The 22,480-nt window shown below is 43.8% G+C and carries 23 protein-coding genes; 2 read left to right on the top strand and 21 right to left on the bottom strand.

Annotated elements, in window-relative coordinates; genetic code table 11:
- Positions 1-19: 19 nt before the first annotated feature.
- Positions 20-2,767 carry a PBP1A family penicillin-binding protein gene (locus tag DIC78_RS20290; RefSeq protein ID WP_106020013.1) on the top strand — a complete coding sequence of 916 codons (2,748 nt, stop codon included), beginning with the start codon at positions 20-22 and terminating at the stop codon, positions 2,765-2,767.
- A 72-nt stretch (positions 2,768-2,839) separates the two neighbouring features.
- Here the strand turns inward: DIC78_RS20290 and DIC78_RS20285 are convergent, their stop codons facing one another.
- The 18 genes from DIC78_RS20285 to DIC78_RS20200 all read right to left on the bottom strand — a co-directional run bounded on the left by DIC78_RS20285 (position 2,840) and on the right by DIC78_RS20200 (position 19,066).
- Positions 2,840-3,334 (bottom strand): YpoC family protein, encoded by a 495-nt coding sequence (locus tag DIC78_RS20285; RefSeq protein ID WP_103671772.1) that lies wholly within the window; start codon positions 3,332-3,334, stop codon positions 2,840-2,842.
- Positions 3,331-3,990 carry an endonuclease III gene (gene nth, locus DIC78_RS20280; RefSeq protein WP_010334708.1) on the bottom strand — a complete coding sequence of 220 codons (660 nt, stop codon included), beginning with the start codon at positions 3,988-3,990 and terminating at the stop codon, positions 3,331-3,333. The genes DIC78_RS20285 and nth overlap by 4 nt, the downstream gene beginning before the upstream one ends.
- Before the next feature lie 18 nt (positions 3,991-4,008).
- Positions 4,009-4,707: a DNA replication protein DnaD gene (gene dnaD / locus DIC78_RS20275; protein WP_044155229.1), complete on the bottom strand. Its 699-nt coding sequence runs from the start codon at positions 4,705-4,707 to the stop codon at positions 4,009-4,011.
- 93 nt (positions 4,708-4,800) lie between these two features.
- Entirely contained in the window at positions 4,801-6,093 is a 1,293-nt protein-coding gene (asnS, locus tag DIC78_RS20270) for an asparagine--tRNA ligase (protein WP_106020014.1), read from the bottom strand.
- Positions 6,094-6,233: 140 nt separating this feature from the next.
- Entirely contained in the window at positions 6,234-7,415 is a 1,182-nt protein-coding gene (gene aspB / locus DIC78_RS20265; RefSeq protein ID WP_106020015.1) for an aspartate transaminase AspB, read from the bottom strand.
- A 22-nt stretch (positions 7,416-7,437) separates the two neighbouring features.
- Entirely contained in the window at positions 7,438-7,923 is a 486-nt protein-coding gene (tseB, locus tag DIC78_RS20260; RefSeq protein ID WP_024121839.1) for a cell wall elongation/penicillin-binding protein regulator TseB, read from the bottom strand.
- An 8-nt stretch (positions 7,924-7,931) separates the two neighbouring features.
- Entirely contained in the window at positions 7,932-8,102 is a 171-nt protein-coding gene (locus DIC78_RS20255; RefSeq protein ID WP_003225588.1) for a YpmA family protein, read from the bottom strand.
- Between the two features lie 142 nt (positions 8,103-8,244).
- Complete coding sequence (gene dinG / locus DIC78_RS20250; protein ID WP_106022137.1) at positions 8,245-11,040, bottom strand: ATP-dependent DNA helicase DinG; 2,796 nt, start codon at positions 11,038-11,040, stop codon at positions 8,245-8,247.
- Between the two features lie 125 nt (positions 11,041-11,165).
- Positions 11,166-11,549 carry an aspartate 1-decarboxylase gene (panD, locus tag DIC78_RS20245; protein WP_101864651.1) on the bottom strand — a complete coding sequence of 128 codons (384 nt, stop codon included), beginning with the start codon at positions 11,547-11,549 and terminating at the stop codon, positions 11,166-11,168.
- A gap of 2 nt (positions 11,550-11,551) precedes the next feature.
- The gene (gene panC / locus DIC78_RS20240) at positions 11,552-12,412 is read right to left on the bottom strand and encodes a pantoate--beta-alanine ligase (RefSeq protein ID WP_106020017.1); all 861 of its coding nucleotides are present in this window, start codon (positions 12,410-12,412) and stop codon (positions 11,552-11,554) included.
- 1 nt (position 12,413) lies between these two features.
- Positions 12,414-13,247, bottom strand: coding sequence for a 3-methyl-2-oxobutanoate hydroxymethyltransferase (gene panB / locus DIC78_RS20235; RefSeq protein WP_106020018.1), 834 nt, complete (start codon positions 13,245-13,247; stop codon positions 12,414-12,416).
- Between the two features lie 240 nt (positions 13,248-13,487).
- Entirely contained in the window at positions 13,488-14,471 is a 984-nt protein-coding gene (locus DIC78_RS20230) for a biotin--[acetyl-CoA-carboxylase] ligase (RefSeq protein ID WP_106020019.1), read from the bottom strand.
- Positions 14,456-15,649: a CCA tRNA nucleotidyltransferase gene (locus DIC78_RS20225; RefSeq protein WP_106020020.1), complete on the bottom strand. Its 1,194-nt coding sequence runs from the start codon at positions 15,647-15,649 to the stop codon at positions 14,456-14,458. Before DIC78_RS20225 ends, DIC78_RS20230 begins: the two co-directional genes overlap by 16 nt.
- A gap of 4 nt (positions 15,650-15,653) precedes the next feature.
- A complete protein-coding gene (bshA, locus tag DIC78_RS20220; RefSeq protein ID WP_024121846.1) occupies positions 15,654-16,787 on the bottom strand; it encodes an N-acetyl-alpha-D-glucosaminyl L-malate synthase BshA in 1,134 nt (377 codons plus the stop codon).
- Positions 16,784-17,494, bottom strand: a complete 711-nt coding sequence (gene bshB1 / locus DIC78_RS20215; RefSeq protein WP_127696827.1) for a bacillithiol biosynthesis deacetylase BshB1 — start codon at positions 17,492-17,494, stop codon at positions 16,784-16,786. The genes bshA and bshB1 overlap by 4 nt, the downstream gene beginning before the upstream one ends.
- Positions 17,487-17,900 (bottom strand): methylglyoxal synthase, encoded by a 414-nt coding sequence (gene mgsA / locus DIC78_RS20210; protein WP_044155160.1) that lies wholly within the window; start codon positions 17,898-17,900, stop codon positions 17,487-17,489. Before mgsA ends, bshB1 begins: the two co-directional genes overlap by 8 nt.
- A 15-nt stretch (positions 17,901-17,915) precedes the next feature.
- Positions 17,916-18,719 (bottom strand): 4-hydroxy-tetrahydrodipicolinate reductase, encoded by an 804-nt coding sequence (gene dapB, locus DIC78_RS20205; RefSeq protein ID WP_095713173.1) that lies wholly within the window; start codon positions 18,717-18,719, stop codon positions 17,916-17,918.
- Between the two features lie 11 nt (positions 18,720-18,730).
- The gene (locus tag DIC78_RS20200; RefSeq protein WP_106020022.1) at positions 18,731-19,066 is read right to left on the bottom strand and encodes a nucleotide pyrophosphohydrolase; all 336 of its coding nucleotides are present in this window, start codon (positions 19,064-19,066) and stop codon (positions 18,731-18,733) included.
- A gap of 139 nt (positions 19,067-19,205) precedes the next feature.
- Between DIC78_RS20200 and DIC78_RS20195 the strand changes: the two genes are divergently transcribed.
- Positions 19,206-20,078 carry a YitT family protein gene (locus tag DIC78_RS20195; RefSeq protein ID WP_044155146.1) on the top strand — a complete coding sequence of 291 codons (873 nt, stop codon included), beginning with the start codon at positions 19,206-19,208 and terminating at the stop codon, positions 20,076-20,078.
- Positions 20,079-20,121: 43 nt separating this feature from the next.
- Here DIC78_RS20195 and ypjB read toward each other — a convergent pair whose 3' ends face one another.
- From ypjB to DIC78_RS20180, 3 genes are all read right to left on the bottom strand, one after another.
- Complete coding sequence (gene ypjB, locus DIC78_RS20190) at positions 20,122-20,916, bottom strand: sporulation protein YpjB (RefSeq protein WP_101860373.1); 795 nt, start codon at positions 20,914-20,916, stop codon at positions 20,122-20,124.
- Between the two features lie 68 nt (positions 20,917-20,984).
- Positions 20,985-21,578 carry a lipoprotein heptaprenylglyceryl N-acetyltransferase LhaT gene (gene lhaT, locus DIC78_RS20185; RefSeq protein ID WP_167492252.1) on the bottom strand — a complete coding sequence of 198 codons (594 nt, stop codon included), beginning with the start codon at positions 21,576-21,578 and terminating at the stop codon, positions 20,985-20,987.
- 110 nt (positions 21,579-21,688) lie between these two features.
- Complete coding sequence (locus DIC78_RS20180) at positions 21,689-22,456, bottom strand: menaquinol-cytochrome c reductase cytochrome b/c subunit (protein ID WP_010334724.1); 768 nt, start codon at positions 22,454-22,456, stop codon at positions 21,689-21,691.
- Positions 22,457-22,480 lie beyond the last annotated feature (24 nt).

Genomic DNA, 22,480 nt, shown 5'->3' with positions numbered 1-22,480 from the left:
AACGAAAGGTTGAGATGTTATGTCAGATCAATTTACGAGTCGTGAAGCTCGACGTAAAGCGAACAGCAAGTCGAGCCCTTCACCGAAAAAAGGCAAGAAACGAAAAAAAGGCGGTTTGTTTAAAAAGACGCTATTCACTTTACTCATTCTGTTTATCCTAGGGGTAGTCGGCGGTGCCGTTACATTTGCCGTCATGGTTTCTGATGCGCCATCACTGAATGAAAACAAATTGAAGACGCCTTATTCTTCAACTATTTATGATAAAAACGGAAAAGAAGTCGCAGAAGTCGGTGCCGAAAAGCGTACCTACGTCTCGATAGATGAAATACCTGATGTCGTAAAAGAAGCCTTTATCGCGACAGAGGACGCACGTTTTTACGAACACCACGGGATTGACCCTGTCCGTATCGGAGGCGCCTTAGTCGCCAACTTTAAAGACGGCTTCGGAGCTGAAGGCGGAAGTACCATCACCCAGCAGGTCGTAAAGAACTCCCTTCTGTCACATCAGAAAACGCTGAAACGGAAGGTGCAAGAAGTCTGGCTTTCTATACAGCTGGAACGTAATTATTCTAAAGATGAAATTTTAGAAATGTATTTAAACCGAATTTATTTTTCTCCTAGAGCTTACGGAATCGGAAAAGCGGCGGAAGAATTTTTCGGCGTCACTGATTTAAGCAAATTGACAGTGGAACAGGCTGCGACACTTGCGGGTATGCCGCAAAGCCCGACAGCGTACAATCCGGTTAAAAATCCTGATAAAGCGGAAAAAAGACGGAACATTGTACTCAGCCTGATGAAAAAGCAAGGATTTATTTCTGATTCTCAATATACTAAAGCCAAAAAAGTGGCGATGAAAGATGAAGGCGTTGTTTCACAGAAGGAATATGAAAAAACAAATTCAAACAAATACAGCGCGTTTGTCGATGAAGTCATGAAAGAAATAGATGAAAAATCTGATGTCGATCCATCTGCTGACGGATTAAAGATCTATACAACACTGGATACAAAAGCACAAGACACTTTAGATGAATTAATGGATGGGGAGACTGTCGGATTTACTGAAGGAATGCAAGGCGGCGTTTCGCTTCTTGACACAAAAACTGGTGAAGTCCGGGCAATCGGTTCCGGAAGAAACTCAACAGTTGGGGGCTTCAACTATGCCACTCAAGCAAAAACTCAGCCTGGTTCTACCATAAAACCAATCCTAGACTACGGTCCAGTTATTGAAAATAAAAAATGGTCCACTTACGAGCAAATTGATGACTCAGCTTATACGTATTCAGATGGAACACCTATCCGTGACTTTGACCGTCGATATAAAGGGCCTATGTCCATGCGGGAAGCACTGGCACAGTCCCGTAATATCCCAGCTTTAAAAGCATTCCAAGCAGTCGGAAAAGACGCCGCAGTGGATTTTGCTAATGGATTGGGACTCGGTTTAAATAAGGAAAAAGTGTATGAATCCTACTCTATTGGAGGATTCGGAGATGACAACCCGGGTGTCTCTTCTCTGACAATGGCAGGAGCATACAGCGCATTTGGAAATAACGGAACGTATAATGAACCGCATTTTGTGAAGTCTATTGAATTTAACGATGGAACAAAGCTTGACTTAACACCGAAATCTAAGTCAGCAATGAGCGATTATACAGCCTTTATGATTACAGATATGCTGAAAACAGCTGTTAAGACAGGTACTGGACAGCTTGCACAAGTACCTGGAGTCGAGGTAGCCGGTAAAACAGGAACAACAAACTTTAATGAAGATACAATACAAAAGTACAATATCGCACCGGGCGGTGTGCCTGATTCCTGGTTTGTCGGGTATACACCTCAGTACACTGCTGCTGTATGGACAGGTGTAGATTCACAAAACAAGTTAGGGAAAAAATCTTTAAATAAAACGGAACAGCAAGTCGCAAAACGTCTATTTGCACAGCTCATCGCCCAAGTCGATGACGGAAGCGGATCATTTGAGAAACCTGATAGCGTAGTGGAAGCGACTGTGGAAAAAGGCTCTAATCCGGCAAAACTGGCAGGGCCGAATACGCCAAGCGATAAAAAGGTCACAGAGTACTTTGTAAAAGGTACATCCCCTTCTACTGTTTCTAAAACATATGAGAAAGAAGAGAAAGAAGAAACAGCAAAACTGTCTGGTTTAAGTGTGAAATATGATAAAGATAATCAATCATTGACATTAAGCTGGAAGTACGACGGAGATGCGACCTTTGCTGTTAAGCAATCTGTTGATGGCGGCAGCTACTCTGAAGTTCAAAACAGCTCTGCAAAAGAAGCAGTCATTTCGGGCGTGCAGCCAGGCTCTGTATACAAATTCGAAGTGACAGCCGTCAGTGATGATGGCAAAAGTTCAGCGTCAACATCCTATGAAGTGCCAAAAGCCGAAGAGGATGAAGATAAAGAAGACCAGCAGCAAACGGATGATGAAAATAAAGATGATGAGAAGACTCAGGATGACACACAAACTGATGATTCTCAAACAGATGACAGTCAGACAGATCAAGATCAGACAGATGATTCAACAAACGATCAAGATAAAAAACAAGACAACACGAACACCAATCCGTCCGACAACAGCAACCAAGACCAATCTAACGATAACAGCAACAATAACAACGGCCGCAAAGAAGAGGACGCGTCAGATGGTGACTCAACGGATGATTCATCAGGATCTAATACAGATAAAAACAAAACAAATACATCTGACAATACACAAACGAATTCATCATCAACTGAAAAAACGAATTAAAGACAAAGCCATCACCCTTTAAAAGGTGGTGGCTTTTTTCTGCACAAAAAAACCTCCTTTTTAGGGGAGGTTTTATCGTTTCATCGCGTGATGCTTATAGAAATGCTTCTTCATTTCTGTAAAAAGTTCATCTAGCTGGATAAAGCAATGATACTGGGTCGGCTTCAGCAAAATGAACTCCACTCGTTCAGCCCAATTAATCGGCTTAGCCGGAAATGATTTCTTTGTCAGTTCTGACCAATTCAGCGATATCACCCGCTCACCCGCTGTCCAATGAAATGAAGCCAGTAAACATACAATCCCTTTAAGCATGTCGTTTTGGTCGCATCTGGACTTTCTTGTTTGAAATACAGGGAGAAGTGATTCTTTTGTTTCTTCCCACACTTGAAATAGATACGGAACGTACTTGCCGCTGTTTTCCCATGGCAATATGTCCTGCGTGGCCTCGCAGAAGTCAAAATACAAAGGATTAATCCTTAATGGTTCCTTGATATCAGAGAAGCCAATGTGTCCTAGACTGCGCAAATATTGCTCATAAGAAGCTAACAATTCATTCGCTGCCGTCATCGTTTCACCAGCCCTTTTTTATCTCTCTTCTGCCCTTCTCTGCACAGAGAAAGCAATGGACATTCCGCACAGCGCGGCGATTGTGCCTTACAGTGGTATCTTCCGAAGAATATGAGACGATGATGGGTAACGGACCAATCTTCTTTAGGAACCTTGCGCATCAGTGTCTTTTCGACTTCCAGCACCGAATCCTTCCACCGGCAGATTCCCAGACGCTTGCTGACCCTCTCGACGTGTGTATCCACTGCAATGGCCGGTACGCCAAAGGCAACAGATACGACAACATTGGCGGTCTTCCGGCCAACTCCTGGGAGTTTCACAAGCTCATCACGGTCCTTCGGTACTTCTCCGCCATAATCTTCAATAATCATTTTACTCAGTTTTTGAATATTTTTTGCTTTATTACGGTACAGACCGATTGATTTGATATCCTGCTGAAGCTCTTCCAGAGAAACAGATAAATAGTCTTCCGGCCGTTTATATTTTTGAAATAATGTTTTGGTCACCCTGTTTACAAGTGCGTCTGTACATTGCGCAGATAATGCGACTGCCACCACTAATTCAAAAGGATTGGAATGAACAAGTTCACACTCCGCGTGGGGAAACATGTCGCCTATCTTCTCTAAACAGAATTCAATTTGTTTTAGATTTAACACGATTGTCACCTTTTCACTTTATTGTTCAAGCCAATTGTAAAAAGGAACCTGCCTCTTATACTCTTTTTGCGGTTCATTCTGTTTTGTTTGAACACGCCGGAATTTTTGGCTGTGGATTTTGGCCTGCTCCACTGTTTTCAGCCCGTTTTTCTTCCATTCAAACAAAATCCGGTCAATGTAGCGGAAGCTGAGTTTTCCTGATAATACAGCCTCTTTTAAAGCGTGTTTAATCAGCTGTGCATCATGCTGATCCTGATCCTGCCAAATGGCCAGTGTTTCACACTCCAAAGGAGATAACGGTCTTGCAAACTCTTCTTCAAAAATCGTATAAAGGCTTTTTTGTTCCCCTTCTGCTTTTCTTTCTTGTGTTTGATTCTGCGCAAGCTCTATATACTCATAGAGCTTGCCCCATAAAGGCTGGAGTGAATATTTCTCAAACTTGATGCCGTTTTGGTCTTCGCCTTCCTCAATAAACAGAAAACCCTTTTGGATAAACATACGCAATCTGTTTGTGCATTCTTCAACAGAAATCGTCATGCCTTCCTGCAGTTCATGCGGTGTAGGAAAATAAGATCCCTTTTCTAAATGCATTTTGATTTTCAACAGCAGAATCAGTTCTGTTTCGTTAAGTCCAAGCTGTTTATAGTGGGTCAGCAGAAGATTGGGGATCGTTGACATCCCCATCTCCTGCATATCAATAAATTGCTGTTTTTTCATCGTTACACCTCTTACTGTAAAGGATAGTGTTTTCCCCTTTACTGTAAAAAGTCTCCCTTGCAGGAGACTCTTTTTTTGTTTCATTTAAATGTATTACGGATACAGACGGTTCAACAGTCTTGGGAACGGAATTGTTTCACGTACGTGAGGCGCTCCGCTGATCCAAGCTACTGTACGCTCTAATCCAAGGCCGAATCCGGAATGTGGAACTGATCCATATTTTCTAAGTTCAGCATACCATTTATATGCGTCAGAATCCAGTCCATGTTCTTTAAGGCGCGCTTCCAAAAGTTCCATATCGTGAATCCGTTCAGAACCGCCGATGATTTCTCCGTAGCCTTCAGGCGCGATCAGATCTGCGCAAAGCACTACATCTTCGCGGTCAGATGCCGGCTGCATATAGAACGGTTTTAAGGACGTCGGATAGCGAGTGATGAAAACCGGCTTGTCATAGTGCTCGGCAATCGCTGTTTCATGAGGCGCTCCAAAATCGTCTCCCCACTCGATATCGTCAAAGCCTTTTTCTTTCAGAAAACCAACCGCTTCGTCATACGTAATTCTTGGGAACGGCGCTTTGATTTGCTCAAGTTTTGACGTGTCTCTTCCTAGTGTGTTTAATTCAATTTTGCAGTTCTTAAGAACTGATTGCACGATGAAAGAAACGTAATTTTCCTGTACCTGAAGGTTTTCCTCAAATTCTACAAACGCCATTTCCGGTTCGATCATCCAGAATTCGATTAAGTGACGTTTTGTTTTAGACTTTTCTGCTCTGAACGTCGGTCCGAAGGAGAATACTTTTCCTAATGCCATTGCCGCAGCTTCCATGTACAGCTGTCCGCTTTGAGAAAGGTAAGCATCTTCATCGAAGTATTTTGTCGCAAAGAGCTCAGTTGTTCCTTCAGGCGCACTTCCAGTCAAAATCGGCGGATCTACTTTTACGAAGCCTTCGTTATTAAAGAATTCGTAAGTCGCGCGAATGATTTCATTGCGGATTTTCATGATCGCATGCTGGCGCTTTGAACGAAGCCATAAGTGTCTGTGATCCATCAAAAATTCCGTACCGTGTTCCTTTGGCGTAATTGGATAATCAGTCGCTTCGTGAATGACTTCAATATCTGTCACAGCTAATTCATAACCAAGCGGAGAACGCTCGTCCTCTTTGACAATTCCTTTTATATAGAGTGACGTTTCCTGCGTCACAGATTTAGCCGTTTGGAAAATGCTTTCTTCAACCTCCGCTTTTACAACGACACCTTGAATAAAACCTGTACCGTCTCTCAGCTGTAAAAACGCGATTTTCCCGCTTGAACGCTTATTAGCGATCCAAGCTCCGATCGTTACTTCCTCACCTACGTGCTTGTACACTTGGTTGATTGTTGTTTTCAAAATATTTCCCTCCAAAACAAGAAGACATTCGGAAGCTTTTGCCCCGCGAACTCTTTTATCATCACTTTATTATACCCGGTCTTAACTGACCGGGTCAATGCAGATAAAAAGCGGCTTTTTGTCAGCCGCTTTCTGATCCGTTAGCTATGTTTTTCTACAAAACGTTTGATTCGTTCCACCGCTTTTTCTAGAAGGTCTAATGATGTCGCGTAGGACAACCGGACATTATCAGGAGAGCCGAATCCGGAACCTGGAACAATCGCGACTTTTTCTTCTTCAAGAAGCGCCTTGACAAATTCATCTACTTCTTTGAAACCGCAAGTTTGAGCTGCTTTTTTTGCATTCGGAAATAAGTAAAAAGCACCTTCCGGCTTCACGCAGCTGAAGCCCGGGATTTCAACGAGCTGATCATAAATCGTGTTTAATCTATGCTCAAATGCTTTTCTCATCTCCTCCATTGGCTCAGAAGGTCCGTTGTATGCGGCAATCGCTCCGTATTGTGCAATAGATGTCGGATTTGACGTGCTGTGGCTTGCAAGGTTTGTCATCGCTTTGATGATCTCTTCTGCTCCAGCCGCATAACCGATTCTCCAGCCTGTCATGCTGTGTGATTTTGATACGCCGTTGATGACGATCGTTTGCTCTTTCAAACGGTCAGACAGCTGTGCGATGGAAACGTGTTTTTTTCCGCCGTATGTAAGTTTTTCATAAATTTCGTCAGATACTATCAGGATGTCATGATCAAGGCATACTTCGCCAAGCGCGGCCAGCTCTTCTTCCGTATACATAACGCCAGTCGGATTGCTTGGTGAATTAATAACGATTGCTTTTGTTTTTTCTGTAATCGCTTTTTTCAGCTGCTCAGGAGAAATTTTAAAGTGATTTTCCTCAAGCCCTTCTACATAAACAGGCTGACCGCCAGCGAGTTTCACCTGTTCCGGATAGCTTACCCAGTACGGCGTTGGGATAATCACTTCATCTCCTTCATCCAAAATCACTTGGAAAAGGGTATACAGTGCATGTTTGGCACCAGTACAGACAATCAATTGAGACGGTTTGTATTCAATATTCTGGTCACGTTTAAATTTCTCTGCAATGCTGTTCTTTAATTCAGCCAAACCGCCTGAAGGCGTATATTTCGTATGTCCTTCGTTCATTGAGCGTACAGCTGCATCAATAATGTGCTGCGGTGTATTGAAGTCGGGTTCGCCCGCTCCAAGGCCGATGACATCATGGCCTGCCGCTTTCAGTTCTTTCGCTTTCGCTGTAATGGCTAGTGTGGTAGACGGTGTTAATGCGGATACTCTTTTTGCCAGTTTCAACTTGAACTCCCCCTAATTCGTCTTAAGGCGTGATATTTTTGAGAATCTTTCCAGTTGTAAAGTCCACATAACTTAAACTGTATTGTCCTTCTTTGTCTAAGTACGTTACTTCCCAAAGCAGGACGTTCCCTTCTCTTGCCAGGTGAACCTCTTTTTGCTTTGAAACCAACCCTTCATCTTGTATGATTTTCGCCGCTTTGTCCTCGGTGATTCCCTCTTTTGCTTCTTTTGAGAGAATTTTTGCTTTTTTATCTTCAGGAACCCATACATATAATTTGATGCCTTTTTTGTCAGTTCCCTTTACGATATAATATTTTTCTTTTCCGACAAATGTTTCGACTTGATCAACGCTGGTGAGGTCGGTTTCTTTTTTCGCTTCAGCAGCTGCTGCTTCGTGCCCCTTTTCCTTTTGTGCCATGGCTGATTTATAAATGTTTGCCGAGACAAGAAGTACTGCTAAAAAAATAATACCAAATATGGCGGTAAATATTAATGCTTTTTTTCTCATCTTCTCACCTACGTACGATAAATGGTAAAAACGGCTTGGTTTTTGTTTTCTTCATCAAGCGCAAGACCGAACATCAGATTATCTCTTTTCAGTGTCCGATTCAGCGTGTCTACAATTTTATAAAGGTCATCCGAATGCTCTACATTAATTGTTGAAAGAATTTCGATTTTGCTTTCCATTTTTTCATCCTCCAAATTGAACAAATATTGTTAGTCATACTCCTTTTCAGGACGCGCCATACTAGTACCACAGAGCGGAAAAACCGCTTTTACAAATAAAACACGTCCTACTCCCACACCGGAAAGCCGCTTTATGCGGCTTTTATTCACTTTTTCCGGCAACATAAGCTTCAATCTCACTGTCAGTAACTTCAGATATTGCGGACGTCGGCAGAGCGTCAAGAAACAGGCGCCCGTAACCAGCGGTTTTGACCCGTCTGTCTAATATGACAATCGTTCCTTTGTCTCCGGCTGTCCGGAGTAAGCGCCCAATTCCTTGTCTGAACGTCAGCACCGCTTCCGGCAGTGAGACCGTTTGAAACGGATTGCGCCCTTTTTTCCTCGCCAACTCACATTTTGCAGCGTGCAGCGGATGATCCGGAGCCCGGAAAGGAAGTCTCACGATGATCACTGTCGTCAGCTCATCACCAGGGAAATCAACGCCTTCCCAAAAATGATTCGTTCCAAGCAAAATGGCCTGATTGGCTGTTTTGAACGTTTTCATCAGTTTTCCGGGACTGCCGCCGGTTATGCCCTGAGCCAAAAGCTGAATGCCTGAAACACTCATGGCGAGCTTGAGTTCCTGATGCACTTTTTTCAGCATGTCATGAGACGTAAACAGCACAAGGATTTTCGGCTGTTTTTCTTTTGCCATCAGTTCGATATAACGTGCGGTATCCTGTATAAATTCAGTCTGCCCCGTATCTTGGATCGATTTTATTTCTTTTGGAATCATTACCTGCATCCGCTCATCATAAGAAAAAGGCGACGCGATCCTCATTGTGCGGGGGAAAAAGTCGCTTAACCCCAAACGCTCAATGATAAATTGAAACGAATTTTCTATCGTTAGGGTTGCAGATGTAAGAACGACACTGTTTTTCCGGGCAAAAAACTGATCAGCAAGAAGCTCGCCCGGTTCCAGCGGCTGCGCATATATAGCTACTGCATTCTTCGCACCTTTAGCATCTATCTCAATCCAAACCGCTTCATTGTCATCTGAGCCAAAGAACAGCTGATTTAGAGTCTGGCAGTACTCCCCCAAATCATTCATGCTTCTATTATATTCATCGGCCAAAAAAGCATTTTTGCTTTTCATAACCGTCAGATGTTCTTCCATCAGAGCCGTCTGGGTCTCAAAAAGCTGCTGCAAATGCGCCAGCATAGAACAAAGCCTTTCCGCTCCATCTGTTAAAATAGGCCATCCTTTATCGTGACTTTTTTTGTTCACGTTAAAGACAAGACGGTTTAAGTCTTCTTTAGGTTTTCTTCGTTTGACAAAAGAATGCACAGAGCTGAAAAAAGCATCACTTTCCGCCTGAATATGCTGAATCCACTCCTCCACTTCAAAAAATGAATCCACCGGCAGGCTGTGGCGCTGAAAAAGCTGTCTCATTTTTTTCAGAAGTCCCTGCTCTTTCAGCGTTCCGATTCTGCTCAATTTTGTATGCAGTTCTATGTAAGTTGCTCTTTTTCCTAAATGTTCGCTTGCGGCACGTTCAAAATGGTGTGCTTCATCAATGACAAAAGTCCCGCTATCCGGGAGTCTTTTTCTCCGGCTTGCCTCATCGGTTAGCAGAAGAGAATGATTCGTAATCACCAGATCAGACCGCATCGCACTTTGTTTGGCCCGTTCATAAAAACCAATCACTTGATCCCTCTGTTTTCGTTTATAAGAATGATCATCATATGCCAATCTGTCCCACAGCAGTTTTCCGCCTGACGGCAAATTCAGTTCTGCTACATCTCCCGTGTTTGTCTCTGTCAGCCAAACAAGAAGCTGGGCTTTTGTCAAAACGGCATCATAGTTATCGTCTTCCTCATGAAGCACCTGCTCAAACTTATAAAGGCACAGATAATGCGTTTGCCCTTTTAAAATAGCCGCAGTCACCGAAAAAGGGAACATATCTTTGATGATCGGCAAATCCTTCGTCAAAATCTGCTGCTGAAGAAGGGTTGAATACGTGCTGATGACGACCGGCTTTTTTGACTTTTTAGCAAAAAGCGCAGCCGGAATCAGGTAGCTGATCGTTTTTCCGATTCCCGGAGCAGCTTCAATCAGCGCGTGTTCACGATTGGCAAAGGCCTCAGCCACTTCTTTCATCATCAGCATTTGGCCTTCTCTTTTTTCGTACTGGGGCATGAACTCAGAGAGCGCTTTTTCATTTCCTGCTGCCCAATTTTCTATCTCAAATAGAAATTCTTCATCTTCTTTGAGACGTTCAATCACAGGTTCAGGTTCTCTGACAGAAAAAGATGAAAAACGCGTAAAGCCTGGCATATCTGTATGTCTGTTTTCATAAATGAACATATCTAACAAATGCGTCAGATCACTGATAAAATGCTGTGACAGCCTTCTTAACTGCTTTAATGTCGGGTAAGGAAGCTGCCTTAGCTTTTCAAGAATTTCCAAAAAAATAAGTCCTGTGACTTCAGCGTCGCTGTCAGCTCGATGCGGCTGATCATGCCGCAGCTGAAGCTCTTCGCTTAATTCAGTCAGCTTATATCCCTCAAATCCCGGAAATGCGATACGGGAGAGCTCAACAGTATCCAGCACTTCACAATCTGGGAGCTGGAAACCCGCTTTATGTAACTCATGCTTCACAAACCCGAGGTCAAAATGGATATTGTGGGCGACAAAGTAAGCGCCGTCAAGCAAATGAAACACTTCTTCAGCCACTGCTTTAAACGGCGGCTGATTTTCTACCATTTGATTCGTGATTCCCGTAAGCTGTTCAATAAAAACCGGAATGGATTTATTTGGATTAATATATTTTGAAAACCGCTCAGTAATTTGTCCATTTTCAATTACAACCGCTGCAATTTGAATGATTTTATCGCCCTTTTTTGGCGAATTCCCTGTTGTTTCTACATCTATAACAACGAACCGTTGCTTTTTCATTAAAATGGACACCTCAATTCTTGCATACGACAAAAGTGTAACACGTTTTGTACGGAAATGGAGCGGCAAAACCGTTTTACGCTGAAAATCTTAAACGAAAACCCCCGATAAAGGGGGCGGTATATCTACAAAATGGTACTGGCAGGTTCTTGTCCAAGCATTTGTTCAATTTTGTTTTGGTCATTCAAAACGGCAACTTTCGGCTGATGGCTTGCCGCTTCTTGATCAGACATCATTTTGTAAGAAATAATAATAACCTTATCGCCTTCCTGTACAAGGCGTGCGGCAGCTCCGTTTAAACAGATGACTCCGCTTCCGCGCTGACCAGGAATAATGTACGTTTCCAGGCGTGCTCCATTGTTATTATTCACAATTTGCACTTTTTCATTAGGAAGCATTCCTACCGCATCAATCAGATCTTCATCAATTGTAATGCTGCCCACATAGTTAAGATTTGCTTCTGTAACTGTTGCCCTATGAAGCTTTCCGCTCATCATCGTGCGATACATCATTATATTCTCTCCATTTCTCGAATATCAATAATGATATTGTCTATTAAACGCGCTTTTGAAAATGCAACTGCTACAGCCAGAATAATCTTTCCTTCGAGCTTGTTCACAGGCTCAAGTTCCGGATAAGAATATAGCTCAACATAATCAATTCTGCCGCTTGTCGTTTCAATGATGTCTTTTGCAGCATTGATGACCGTTTCAGGATTTCTCTCACCTGCTCTGATCAGCTCGGCACTCGTCTGAAGGGCTTGGTAAAGCTTAGGCGCTTCTCTTCTTTCCTCAGCCGTTAAATACACATTCCGGGAGCTTTTGGCTAACCCGTCTTCCTCTCTGACCGTATCTACAGCAACCAGTTCAATATCCATGAAGAAATCACTGATTAAACCATCAACAACTGCCACCTGCTGCGCATCCTTTAAACCAAAATAAGCGCGTGTCGGTTTAACAAGATTGAACAGCTTCGTCAGCACGATGGCAACTCCGTCAAAGTGTCCTTCTCTTGAACGCCCGCATAAAACATCTGTACGTCTCTCAACATGTATCGTTATATTTTTTTCACCGGGATACATGTCACGGGCATCAGGAGTGAAAAGAATATCAACGCCGGCATTTTCCGCAAGAGCGGCATCACGTTCAAGATCGCGCGGATACGCTTCAAAATCCTCCCCGGGACCGAATTGCGTCGGATTCACAAAAATACTCATAACGACGGCGTCATTTTCTTGTCTGGCTTTGTCTGCCAAGGTTAAATGCCCTTCATGAAGAAATCCCATCGTCGGAACAAATCCGATTGTTTTGCCTTCTGACTGATATTGTGTAATGATTTCTTTCAGCTGTGAGATATCTGTAATCTGCTTCATCTTATTTTCCTCCGTACAAGCCTTCCAGGACTGCCTGATTCATCTGAAAGGAATGCTTTTGTTCAGGGAAAGCACGATGTCTTACATCATGGACATATCCACTGATTGCTGTTTCTATAGTGCCGTCAATTTGCGTATATTGTTTCACAAATTTAGGTGTTCTAACAACACCATGGCCAATAACATCGTGATAAACAAGAACCTGTCCGTCCGCTTTTAAACCAGCTCCGATTCCAATGACAGGAATGGATAATGTTTCTGCGATTTTTGCCGTGAGTTCTGCAGGCACACATTCAAGCACGAGCATCATGGCTCCCGCTTCCTCACATTTTATACTGTCTTCTATTAATTTCTTGGCGCTTTGTTCATCTTTGCCCTGTACTTTATATCCGCCTAATACACCGACTGATTGCGGTGTCAGCCCTAAATGACTGACAACAGGAATGCCGCCGAGCGTTAAAGCGCGGATGGATTCAAACACCCCTTCACCGCCTTCCAGCTTCAACGCGTCGGCTCCGCTTTCCTGAACGATAGCTGCGGCATTTTTCAGCGTATCCTCTTTAGACAAGTGGTAGGACATAAACGGCATGTCGGTTACGATAAATGTATTTGGCGCACCTCTTTTGACCGCTTTCGTGTGATGGATCATATCCGCAACTGTCACGCCGACAGTTGAATCAAGGCCTAGCACGACCATTCCTAGTGAATCACCGACTAAAATCATATCGACTCCCGCTTGTTCAGCAAGCTTGGCTGCCGGATAATCGTAAGCCGTCAGCATGACAATCGGTTCTTCATTTTCTTTCATTTTTAAGAAATCAAGTTTTGTTTTCACTTTTTCTCCTCCTCATTTTTAGAGGAGATGAGCTGCCGTTTCTTATTCAAGCCAAAAAACCTTCCGCTACACGAGAAGGATTCTTCACTTTCTAAAGTTCGGCGAGTTTCATCCCTCTGTCCCAGTCCTTTTTGGATCAAGGCAGACTGCTGCAATGTCTATCTATTTTTTATGAATAGGTGCAGTTCGCAGGCGATACTGCCCAATGGAAGTATATCAAAATCAACAGGCTTGTACCAACTACAATGAACCCATTTCGATATCTGCCGAATAGATTTTTTTTATGCCTTCCTTTGTTTCTAAAAGAAGAACACCCTCTTCGTCTATTCCTAAAGCTTTCCCATAAAACGTTCCGTTTAGCGTTCTTGCTCTTAATTCACTGCCGATTCCAAGCGCATAGCTTTCCCACAGAAGTTTAATCGGCGTGAAACCATGCGCTAAATAATCGCGGTACCGTTTTTCAAAAGAAAGCAAAATATGCTGCATGACGCTGGCCCGATCTATTTTTTCACCGGCTGCCTGACAAAGGCTCGTTGCGGTTTCCTTTAGCTCCTCGGGAAAATCATCGGCCTCTTGATTAACGTTTATGCCTGTTCCGATAATGACTGAACGGACGCGGTCTTCTTCCGCCTGCATTTCAGTTAAGATGCCGACTGCTTTTTTTCCGTGAATTAATATGTCATTAGGCCATTTAATATCCGTTTGGAGACCTGTTGCCTCCTCTATTCCTTGCACAACAGCTACCGCAGCAAGAAGCGTAAGCTGAGGTGTTTTTTGAAGCGGAATGTCTGGACGCAAAATCAGGCTCATCCAGATGCCTGTTCCTTCTTGAGAATGCCACACCCTTGACATACGCCCTCTGCCGGCTGTTTGTTTATCCGCGACAACAAGAGTGCCCTCCGGCGCGTTATCATTAGCAAGCTCATGAGCCTTTTTTTGAGTGGATGAAAGGACGTCATGATAAAAAAGATGCTGGCCCATCACTTCTGTTTTCAGCCCAAACCGAATTTCACTTTCACTGAGTTTTCCAGGCTTTTTGATAAGCCGATACCCTTTTCTTCTGACAGCTTCCACTTCATAGCCTTCTTTGCGAAGCTCCTCAATATGCTTCCATACAGCTGTTCTCGAGCAGCCGAGAGCATCACTGATTTTTTGGCCGGAAATAAATTCGCTTCCGGCCTGAGAAAATAATTCAATAAGATCGTTTCTTAAGGTTGATCGCATGTCTTCAGCCACTCCTCTATGTGTTCCTTCTGATTGGAGAGCTTTCCCGTTACAACAGCCTGCTCTATCCGCTGTAATTCTTCAGACACCCATTTTCCAGCGGGCTGGTTTCGCAGTGCAAGTAAGTCCCGCCCTGTGATGGCAAGATCCTTCAGACTTTTGATGGGCAGGCTTTGATAAGCTTCTCTAACTTCCTTCAGTCTCTCGCCGTTCAGCTGCTTGGTTTGCCGGAGCATTGATATTTTGACCGCGGATAAAAGCGCTTTTTCACCAGCCTTGTACATGGACATAGCGTCATGGCTCTGGCCAAACGTATCGGCAATGTGAGCGGCTTCCTTCATCACTTTTCCAGGGAGCTTCCAGGCTTTCAGGAAAAGCATCGCTTCTTTCAAGTCTATCTGAAGATCAATTAAAAGCGCTGCCCAAAGCTCCTCACGAGAAGCGAGAAGAGAAAACGGAAACTCGCTCGCCGTCAGCAGGTTCTCTCGTTTGTGATAAAAACCGGGCAGTTCTTCATAAAGCCCCGTATGTACAAGCATTTGAATGGCCTCTTGGGACGCTTTTCCCAGTAAAAGCTTCTCGAACTCTATTGTTTTCCGTTCGACTGATACATGAGACAGAAGTGTTTTCTCTTTTATGATCGCTTCTTCTGTTTCTTTCGAAAGCGTAAATCCGAGCTGGCTCATAAATCGCACCGCTCTCAGCATGCGAAGCGCATCCTCCTGAAAGCGGTCCTCCGGTTTTCCAACCGTTCGAATCAGCTGCTGATCAATGTCTTTCTTGCCGCCAAAATAATCAAGAACTTGACCGTCAGCTGTCATGGCCATCGCATTAATCGTCAAATCCCTTCGTTTCAAATCCTCTTCTAATGAGGTGATAAAGTGCACTTCTGACGGTCTTCTGTAATCTTCATAATCTGATTCAGTCCGGAATGTAGTGACTTCATAGGTATCATCTTCCCAGAGCACGATAATGGTCCCGTGCTCTTTGCCGACATCAACTGTCCGCTTAAAAAGCCGTTCTACTTGGTCCGGTGCCGCATCTGTCGCAATATCGACATCTCCAATTGTTCGTTTCAGATAGCTGTCACGAACTGCGCCTCCGACAAAGTAAGCTTGGTGGCCTGCTTCAATTAATGTGCGGAGCACGGGAAGTGCTTTAATAAAAACTTGTTCCATGTCATCACTCCGGTTCTGCTAAATCGGCATATATCTGTTCATACTGGCTGACAATCTTTTGTGACGAAAATTCATTATTGAGCATTTCCATGGCCGCTTCGGTAAACCGCTTGCTCAGCTGTTCGTCTTCTAAAATGCGAACCGCTTTGGCTGAAGCGGCTTCGACATCGCCGACATCCACCAAAAACCCGCTCACATTGTTTTTTATCACTTCAGGGATACCGCCAATATTCGTTCCGATGCAAGGCACTCCGCATGCCATCGCTTCAAGCAGGACAAGGCCGAAACTTTCTTTTTCAGACAGCAGCAGTTTCAAATCACTGATTGAGTAAAGCTCCTCGACACGGTCTTGATTTCCAAGCATCAGCACTTGTTTTTCCAGTCCATATTTTCTGACAAGCTCACAGGCCACTGATTTCTCAGGACCGTCTCCGACTAAGAGCAGTTTTGCTTTTGTTTTGCCGGCTATATTGCGAAACACCTGGATGACATCCTGCACACGTTTGACCTTTCTGAAGTTGGACACATGGATCACGACTTTTTCATCCGGCAGTATGCCGTGTTTCTCTTTAATGGCCGCTGTGTTTTTCTTAAGATATACACGTTCATCTATGAAATTATAAATCGTTTCTATTTTTTTCTCCGGCTTAATTAAATCGTACGTTTCAGCAGCAAGAGCTGATGAGACCGCTGTCACCCTGTCTGAAGCCTCTATCGCAAAACGGATAAGATCTTTTAAGGATGGATCGTAGCCTAATACTGTAATATCCGTTCCATGCAAAGTTGTTACGATGCCGATATTCCGTTTCAGCATCTGCTTTGCGAGATAAGCGCAAACCGCATGCGGCAGAGCGTAGTGAGCGTGGATGATGTCTAAATTCTCCCGTTCTGCAACCTCAGCGATTTTGCTTGCCAATGTTAAATCATACGGCGGATATTTAAAAACGGCATATTGGTTAACTTCAACTTCATGAAAGTGAATATTAGGATGGTATGTATTTAATCTAAACGGGATGCTCGATGTTATAAAATGGATTTCATGACCCTTTTCAGCAAGCTGTTTCCCGAGTTCTGTCGCAATGATACCTGAGCCGCCGACGCTCGGATAGCATGTAATGCCTATCTTTAACTTTTTCATTGTTCGCCCCCAAGCACATCATGATCCAGCATCAGCATCCGATTGGAAAAGAAGCCCTCGGCGTACCCTACACCCGCTTCTTTGCCGTACAGCTTTTCTCTTGCTTCAATGATCTCGATATAACCGTTCGTCAATGGTGTTGAAACAGAATTCTGTGACGGTACAAACTGGCTTTTGTAGGCATTGAGGCTTTTCTTTTTATCCTCTATTGTATCCGAGATATCAATAACAAAATCAGGCTGATGAAAACCATTTATCATATAATAGTAGACCTTACTTACTTTATGCGCAGGCAGGCTGTTTTCATCTTTATATTTATGAATTCCTGCTGAAAAGATCGCTTCTTCTACCAGTGCGGCAGCATTGCCGTGATCCGGATGACGATCCTTTTTATATGGCATAAACACCGCTTTCGGCCGGCAGGTTCTAATGACTGTGACAATCGCCCGAATCGCCTCACCACTCATCATCAGCCCGCGGTCAGGGAGCGTCAGCTGAATTCTTTTGTCCACACCTAATATACGGGCTGCTTCGGCCGCTTCTTCTTTTCGCAAACTGACTGTTCCGTTTGAAGACAACTCCGCTTCAGTCAAGTCGCATATCACGGTTTTTTTTCCCTGTTTGACAAGCTTTGCTATTGTGCCGCCCATACCGATCTCGACATCATCACTATGGGCGCCAAAAGCAAGAACGTCAGCATTATACATGAGGTTCTTCTCCCCGAAGAAGATTGCGGAATTCAAAAACGCCTTCATCAAGTGTGCGAACAAGTATTTCTGCAGTTCCCATATTGGTGGCAAGCGGAATCGAATAAACATCACATAAACGGATTAATGCCGAGACATCCGGTTCATGCGGCTGTGCGGTCAGCGGGTCGCGCAAAAAGATAACTAGGTCAAGTGCGTTAGCGGCAATTAACGCGCCGATTTGCTGGTCTCCGCCTAAAGGGCCGGATTGAAAACGCTGAATTTGAAGGCCGGTTGCCTCTTGAATTTTCAATCCCGTTGTTCCCGTTGCATATAGATCATGATGACTCAAAATCTCTTGATAAGCGGTTGTAAATTGGATCATATCCTGTTTTTTCTTGTCATGCGCGATCAAAGCAATTTTCATCATTTATCCCCCTGTCTAATCAATGATATTTTCCAATCCGTAGACAAGCTGATCAATCTTCATGACTTGTTCTACAGACAGTTTTACACCGGACATGAAGGAAGCACGGTTATAAGAATCGTGACGGATCTGCAGCGTTTGGCCGTCCATGCCGAACATCACTTCCTGATGGGCGATCAACCCTGGAAGACGAACACTATGCAGACGGATTCCGTTTAGCTCCGCACCTCTTGCTCCTGGAAGGATTTCTTTTTCATCTGGATGTCCTTGCTGTTTTTCTTTTCGAACCTCGGAAATCATTTCAGCTGTTTTGAGAGCCGTTCCGCTTGGCGCGTCAAGCTTCTGATCATGGTGAAGCTCAATAATCTCAACATCATCGAAGTAATTGGCAGCCATTTTTGAGAATTTCATCATGAGTACCGCACCCAATGCAAAATTTGGAGCGATGATAGCCCCGATCCCTTTTTCTTCTGTCAGAGATGTAAGTTCTTTCAAATCAGCTTCAGAAAAACCGGTCGTACCCACTACAGGGCGGACACCGTGTTCTAATGCAACTTTTGTATGTACTTTCCCGATTTCGGGTGTAGTTAAATCAATCAATACATCTGGTTTTGTTTCTGTAAAGCAGGCATGGATATCTGTGTAAATAAGAGCATCAGACTCAACAGACATCACATCAGATAATTTGTGCTGATCGTATGTATGGTCAACTGCTCCGACTAGGTCAAAATGAGGTGTTTTTTCCGCCAATTTAACAGCTTCTTGCCCCATTCTTCCCCGCGGTCCTGCAATGACTACTTTAATTGTTTCGTTTGACATCTTGATCTCCTCTACTTTCCTTCTTCTTTTCTTGTCCAGCGTTCTTTATCTCTTGTATTAAATTTATGCATGACTCGGTCGTGGGCTTCCTCTAATGAAATATCAAGTGAATTGGCTAAACAAACCAATACAAACAGCACATCGCCCATTTCCTCTTCCATGCTTTTATCATCTTCAGTCGCTTTTTTTGGTTTTTCTCCATAACGATGATTGACTTCCCTTGCAAGCTCGCCCAGTTCTTCGGTTAATCTTGCCATCATGGCAAGCGGGCTGAAATACCCTTCTTTAAATTGGCCGATGTAGCGGTCCACCTCAGCCTGTATATCTTTCATTGTTTTATCACTCACTGCACGAAACCTCCTATCATCCTCTTACATGTTAGCTAATTCGGATACGTTTGACAAATGTTTAAGCACGTTTGCTGTTTTCTTTTGCATCCACTATAATATAAACGCTATCTAATGGAAGGAAAAGGGGTTTTGTGTGATGCTTGGAGAAATTAGATTAAAAAACATATTTTTTATTTTAATCGGTGCAGCAATTTTTTCATTTGGCCTGGTTCATTTCAATATGCAAAACAATCTGGCAGAGGGTGGATTCACGGGAATTACGCTATTGCTTTATGCCCTTTTCCATATTAGTCCTTCTATTTCAAACCTGGTTTTGAATATCCCGATCTTTTTTATCGGCTGGCGTTTGCTGGGCAAGACAATGTTTGTATACACCCTAGTCGGTACTGTAGCACTGTCTTTATTCCTCAGCATTTTTCAGCGATATGAAATACATATGCCCCTTCAGCATGATCTTGCGCTTGCCGCTTTATTTGCCGGCGTATTCATTGGAGCCGGCTTAGGCATTATTTTTAAGTTCGGCGGTACGACGGGCGGGGTTGATATCATTGCCCGTTTGGTCAATAAGTATTTTGGGATACCGATGGGCCGAACGATGTTTGCTTTCGATGCTTGCGTGATCATTTTATCATTGCTTACCTATCTCTCTTACAAAGAAGCCATGTACACATTGGTTGCCGTATTTGTGGCGGCAAGACTGATTGATTTTATCCAGGAAGGTGGATACGCAGCTAAAGGTGCAACAATCATCTCTGCGAAAAACGACCAGATTCAGAAGAAAATTCTTGAGGAAATGGAACGGGGCGTTACCATTTTGAAAGGACAGGGATCCTACACGAAAGAGGATCTAGACGTGCTGTATTGTGTAGTGCCTAAAAACGAACTGGTCATGCTGAAAAGTGTGATCAACTCCATTGACCCTCATGCCTTTGTCGCGGTCAGCGATGTCCACGATGTGCTTGGAGAAGGATTTACACTCGATGAAAATAAAAATCCGCTCCCGCGCTAATGTTTTTTTGATAACAAAAGGCGGCTGCCGCCGCCCCTCTTACTCATTTTGGATAATCCCGCTTTTTTAGTTTCTTTTTCTCCGCTCTGTATTTTCTGTAACCGACATAAGTAAGTGCAGTAATGATGATACCGCCTGTAGTGATCATCACCCATAACAAAGACGGATCTGCATCATCCTCTTCCACCCTGTCAAATACACTCTTCAGATCGTTCTGGAGTAGGGAAAGCCGTTCAAGCTTCGTACTCTCGGTCATTTGCTGAAACCCCTCTTGCTCAATCACTTCAATATGTTTTCCGACTGTATCAAGCTGATCTTCTGATATATCGATTGTAAGACTTGGATAAATCAAATCATACAAGCTGATAAATTCGTTCCACTTTTCATGAAAGCTCGTACTTTCATTTTTTTGGACATCCTGCTTGAGTGCGGCAAAGACCTCCATAATCGGCTTCTCCAGTGACCCCCAAAGGGGATCAGACTGATTGTCAACAGCATCCATCAGCATTCTGAACTGCGCGGCTGCTCTGAGCTTTTGTGTGTCTGATGCATCAGCCTGTTTTAAACTCCGTACCATATCGTTATAGCCCAAAGTAATTTGGCGAATTTGGGCTCCAGTTAACATGCTGTCTTGCTTCTGTTTTTCAGCGGATTTTAATGTTTTTTCAAAATAAGATAAGACTTGCAGCGCCTCTTCATATTTCGACTGACGGGTCATTTGAAAAACCGTATCGGATAAATCATTCAATTCCTTGAGGCTTCCCCGCTCTTCAGCCTTGGCATTCCCATTATAAAAAATAAGAGCAATCAACAAACAGATCGTCAGCTTTCGTTTCATGCAGGTCCCTCCCACTCTCTCTCCTTACAGAATATGAAGGAAAGGACAAGGATAGACCAAGATTGTCTTTACGTCAGTTGAAGCTTTGTTTGCTTTTTCGAAATGACGAGATAGAAGGCAAGTCCGATTGAAAAGATGCTCAGCCAAAACGTTCCGTATCCTATGTCAGTCATATATTCAGAAAGCATGGAGTATTGCGGCATCATTCCAAACAGATAATCAATGACATCATTATGTAGCGTCCAGGCCGCAGCGATAACAAGATGCCATAGCGAAAATCGAAAATACGGGCTGTACAGCACCCCCTGGACAGCCATTGCAAAATGCGAGGCAATCAGCATATAGCCTTCCCATGGCAAATCACCCGTTACAGCCAATACGAGAAGATTCATTCCGACCGCCCACAAGCCATATTTCACGAGCGTCACTAACGCAAGCGCTTCAAAAAGCGGAGCATTACGCTTCATGAGAAAGGCCAGCAGCACAAACAAGAAGAAAAACGTTGCTGTCGGGCTGTCCGGGACAAAGATGAGGAAACGGGCCGGCGTCTCCAAAAGCTGAGGCAAGTACCAATAGTATCCGTAAACCGTTCCCAGAAAATTGATCGCTAAGACAAGAATAAGCATCGTTCGCTGTCCTAATACATATTGAAACCATTTCACATCAAATCAACTCTCAGTCTGTAAAAATAATGTGTCCATATAAAAAAGCTGACGCCTGGTCAGCTTTTGATAATAAAAGTATATCCTTCCGTTTCGCAATTCACAATACGTTATTTTGCCGTTGTTTCGGAAATGAATTTCGCAAGTTCTTCAAGCTGCTTATCATTTCCTTTGAACACGCCTGCCGGCATTTGGCCTTTTCCTTCAACAGCGATCTTTTTGATTTCTTCCGGCTTCAGTCCGGTGTCTACCAATGAAGGCCCGGCCGCTCCGCCTTGAAGATTATCCCCGTGACATGAAATACAGCCCTGCTCCTGAAAAATTTTATATCCTTCGGCACTGGTATCGATATCCGCTTCTTTTGTGATTTTCCCCTGCTCCTCCGCTTTTGCCCAGTCGTGAGTAGCTACGGACTGCCAGGTCAAAAATACAGCCGCGGAAATAGCCAAGAGCATCATCCCGACAGCCACGGGACGCTTCCAAGGCCTTCTTTCCGTTCCCCTATCGAGAAATGGTGCCAAAAGCAGAGCGCCAAAGGCGATCCCCGGCATAATCATAGCGCCGACCACCGTAAAGCTCCCAGCGGCGTATTCATATTTCAAAAGCTGATATAAGAAAAGAAAATACCAGTCCGGCAGCGGAATATAACCTGTATCCGTCGGGTCCGCCATCCGCTCCAAAGGCGGCTGGTGTACAATCGTCAAAACAAGAAAACCGATCAGAAAGACAGCTCCGACCATCCATTCCTTCAATAGGAAATTTGGCCAGAAGGCTTCTGTTTTACCGGGATACTCTGAGTAATCCTTCGGTATATTCGGCTTTTTCTCAGCCGGTATCCTTGAGTCTCCTACAAATTTCATCCCTTTGCCCCGGTGCATGTCATCCCCTCCCTTTTATTAGCA

Origin of the sequence: Bacillus halotolerans (assembly GCF_004006435.1) — a bacterium.
Classification (GTDB): Bacteria; Bacillota; Bacilli; order Bacillales; family Bacillaceae; genus Bacillus; species Bacillus halotolerans.
The sequence above is the reverse complement of the archived record's forward strand: the minus strand, read 5'-3'. Positions and strand labels throughout refer to the sequence as shown.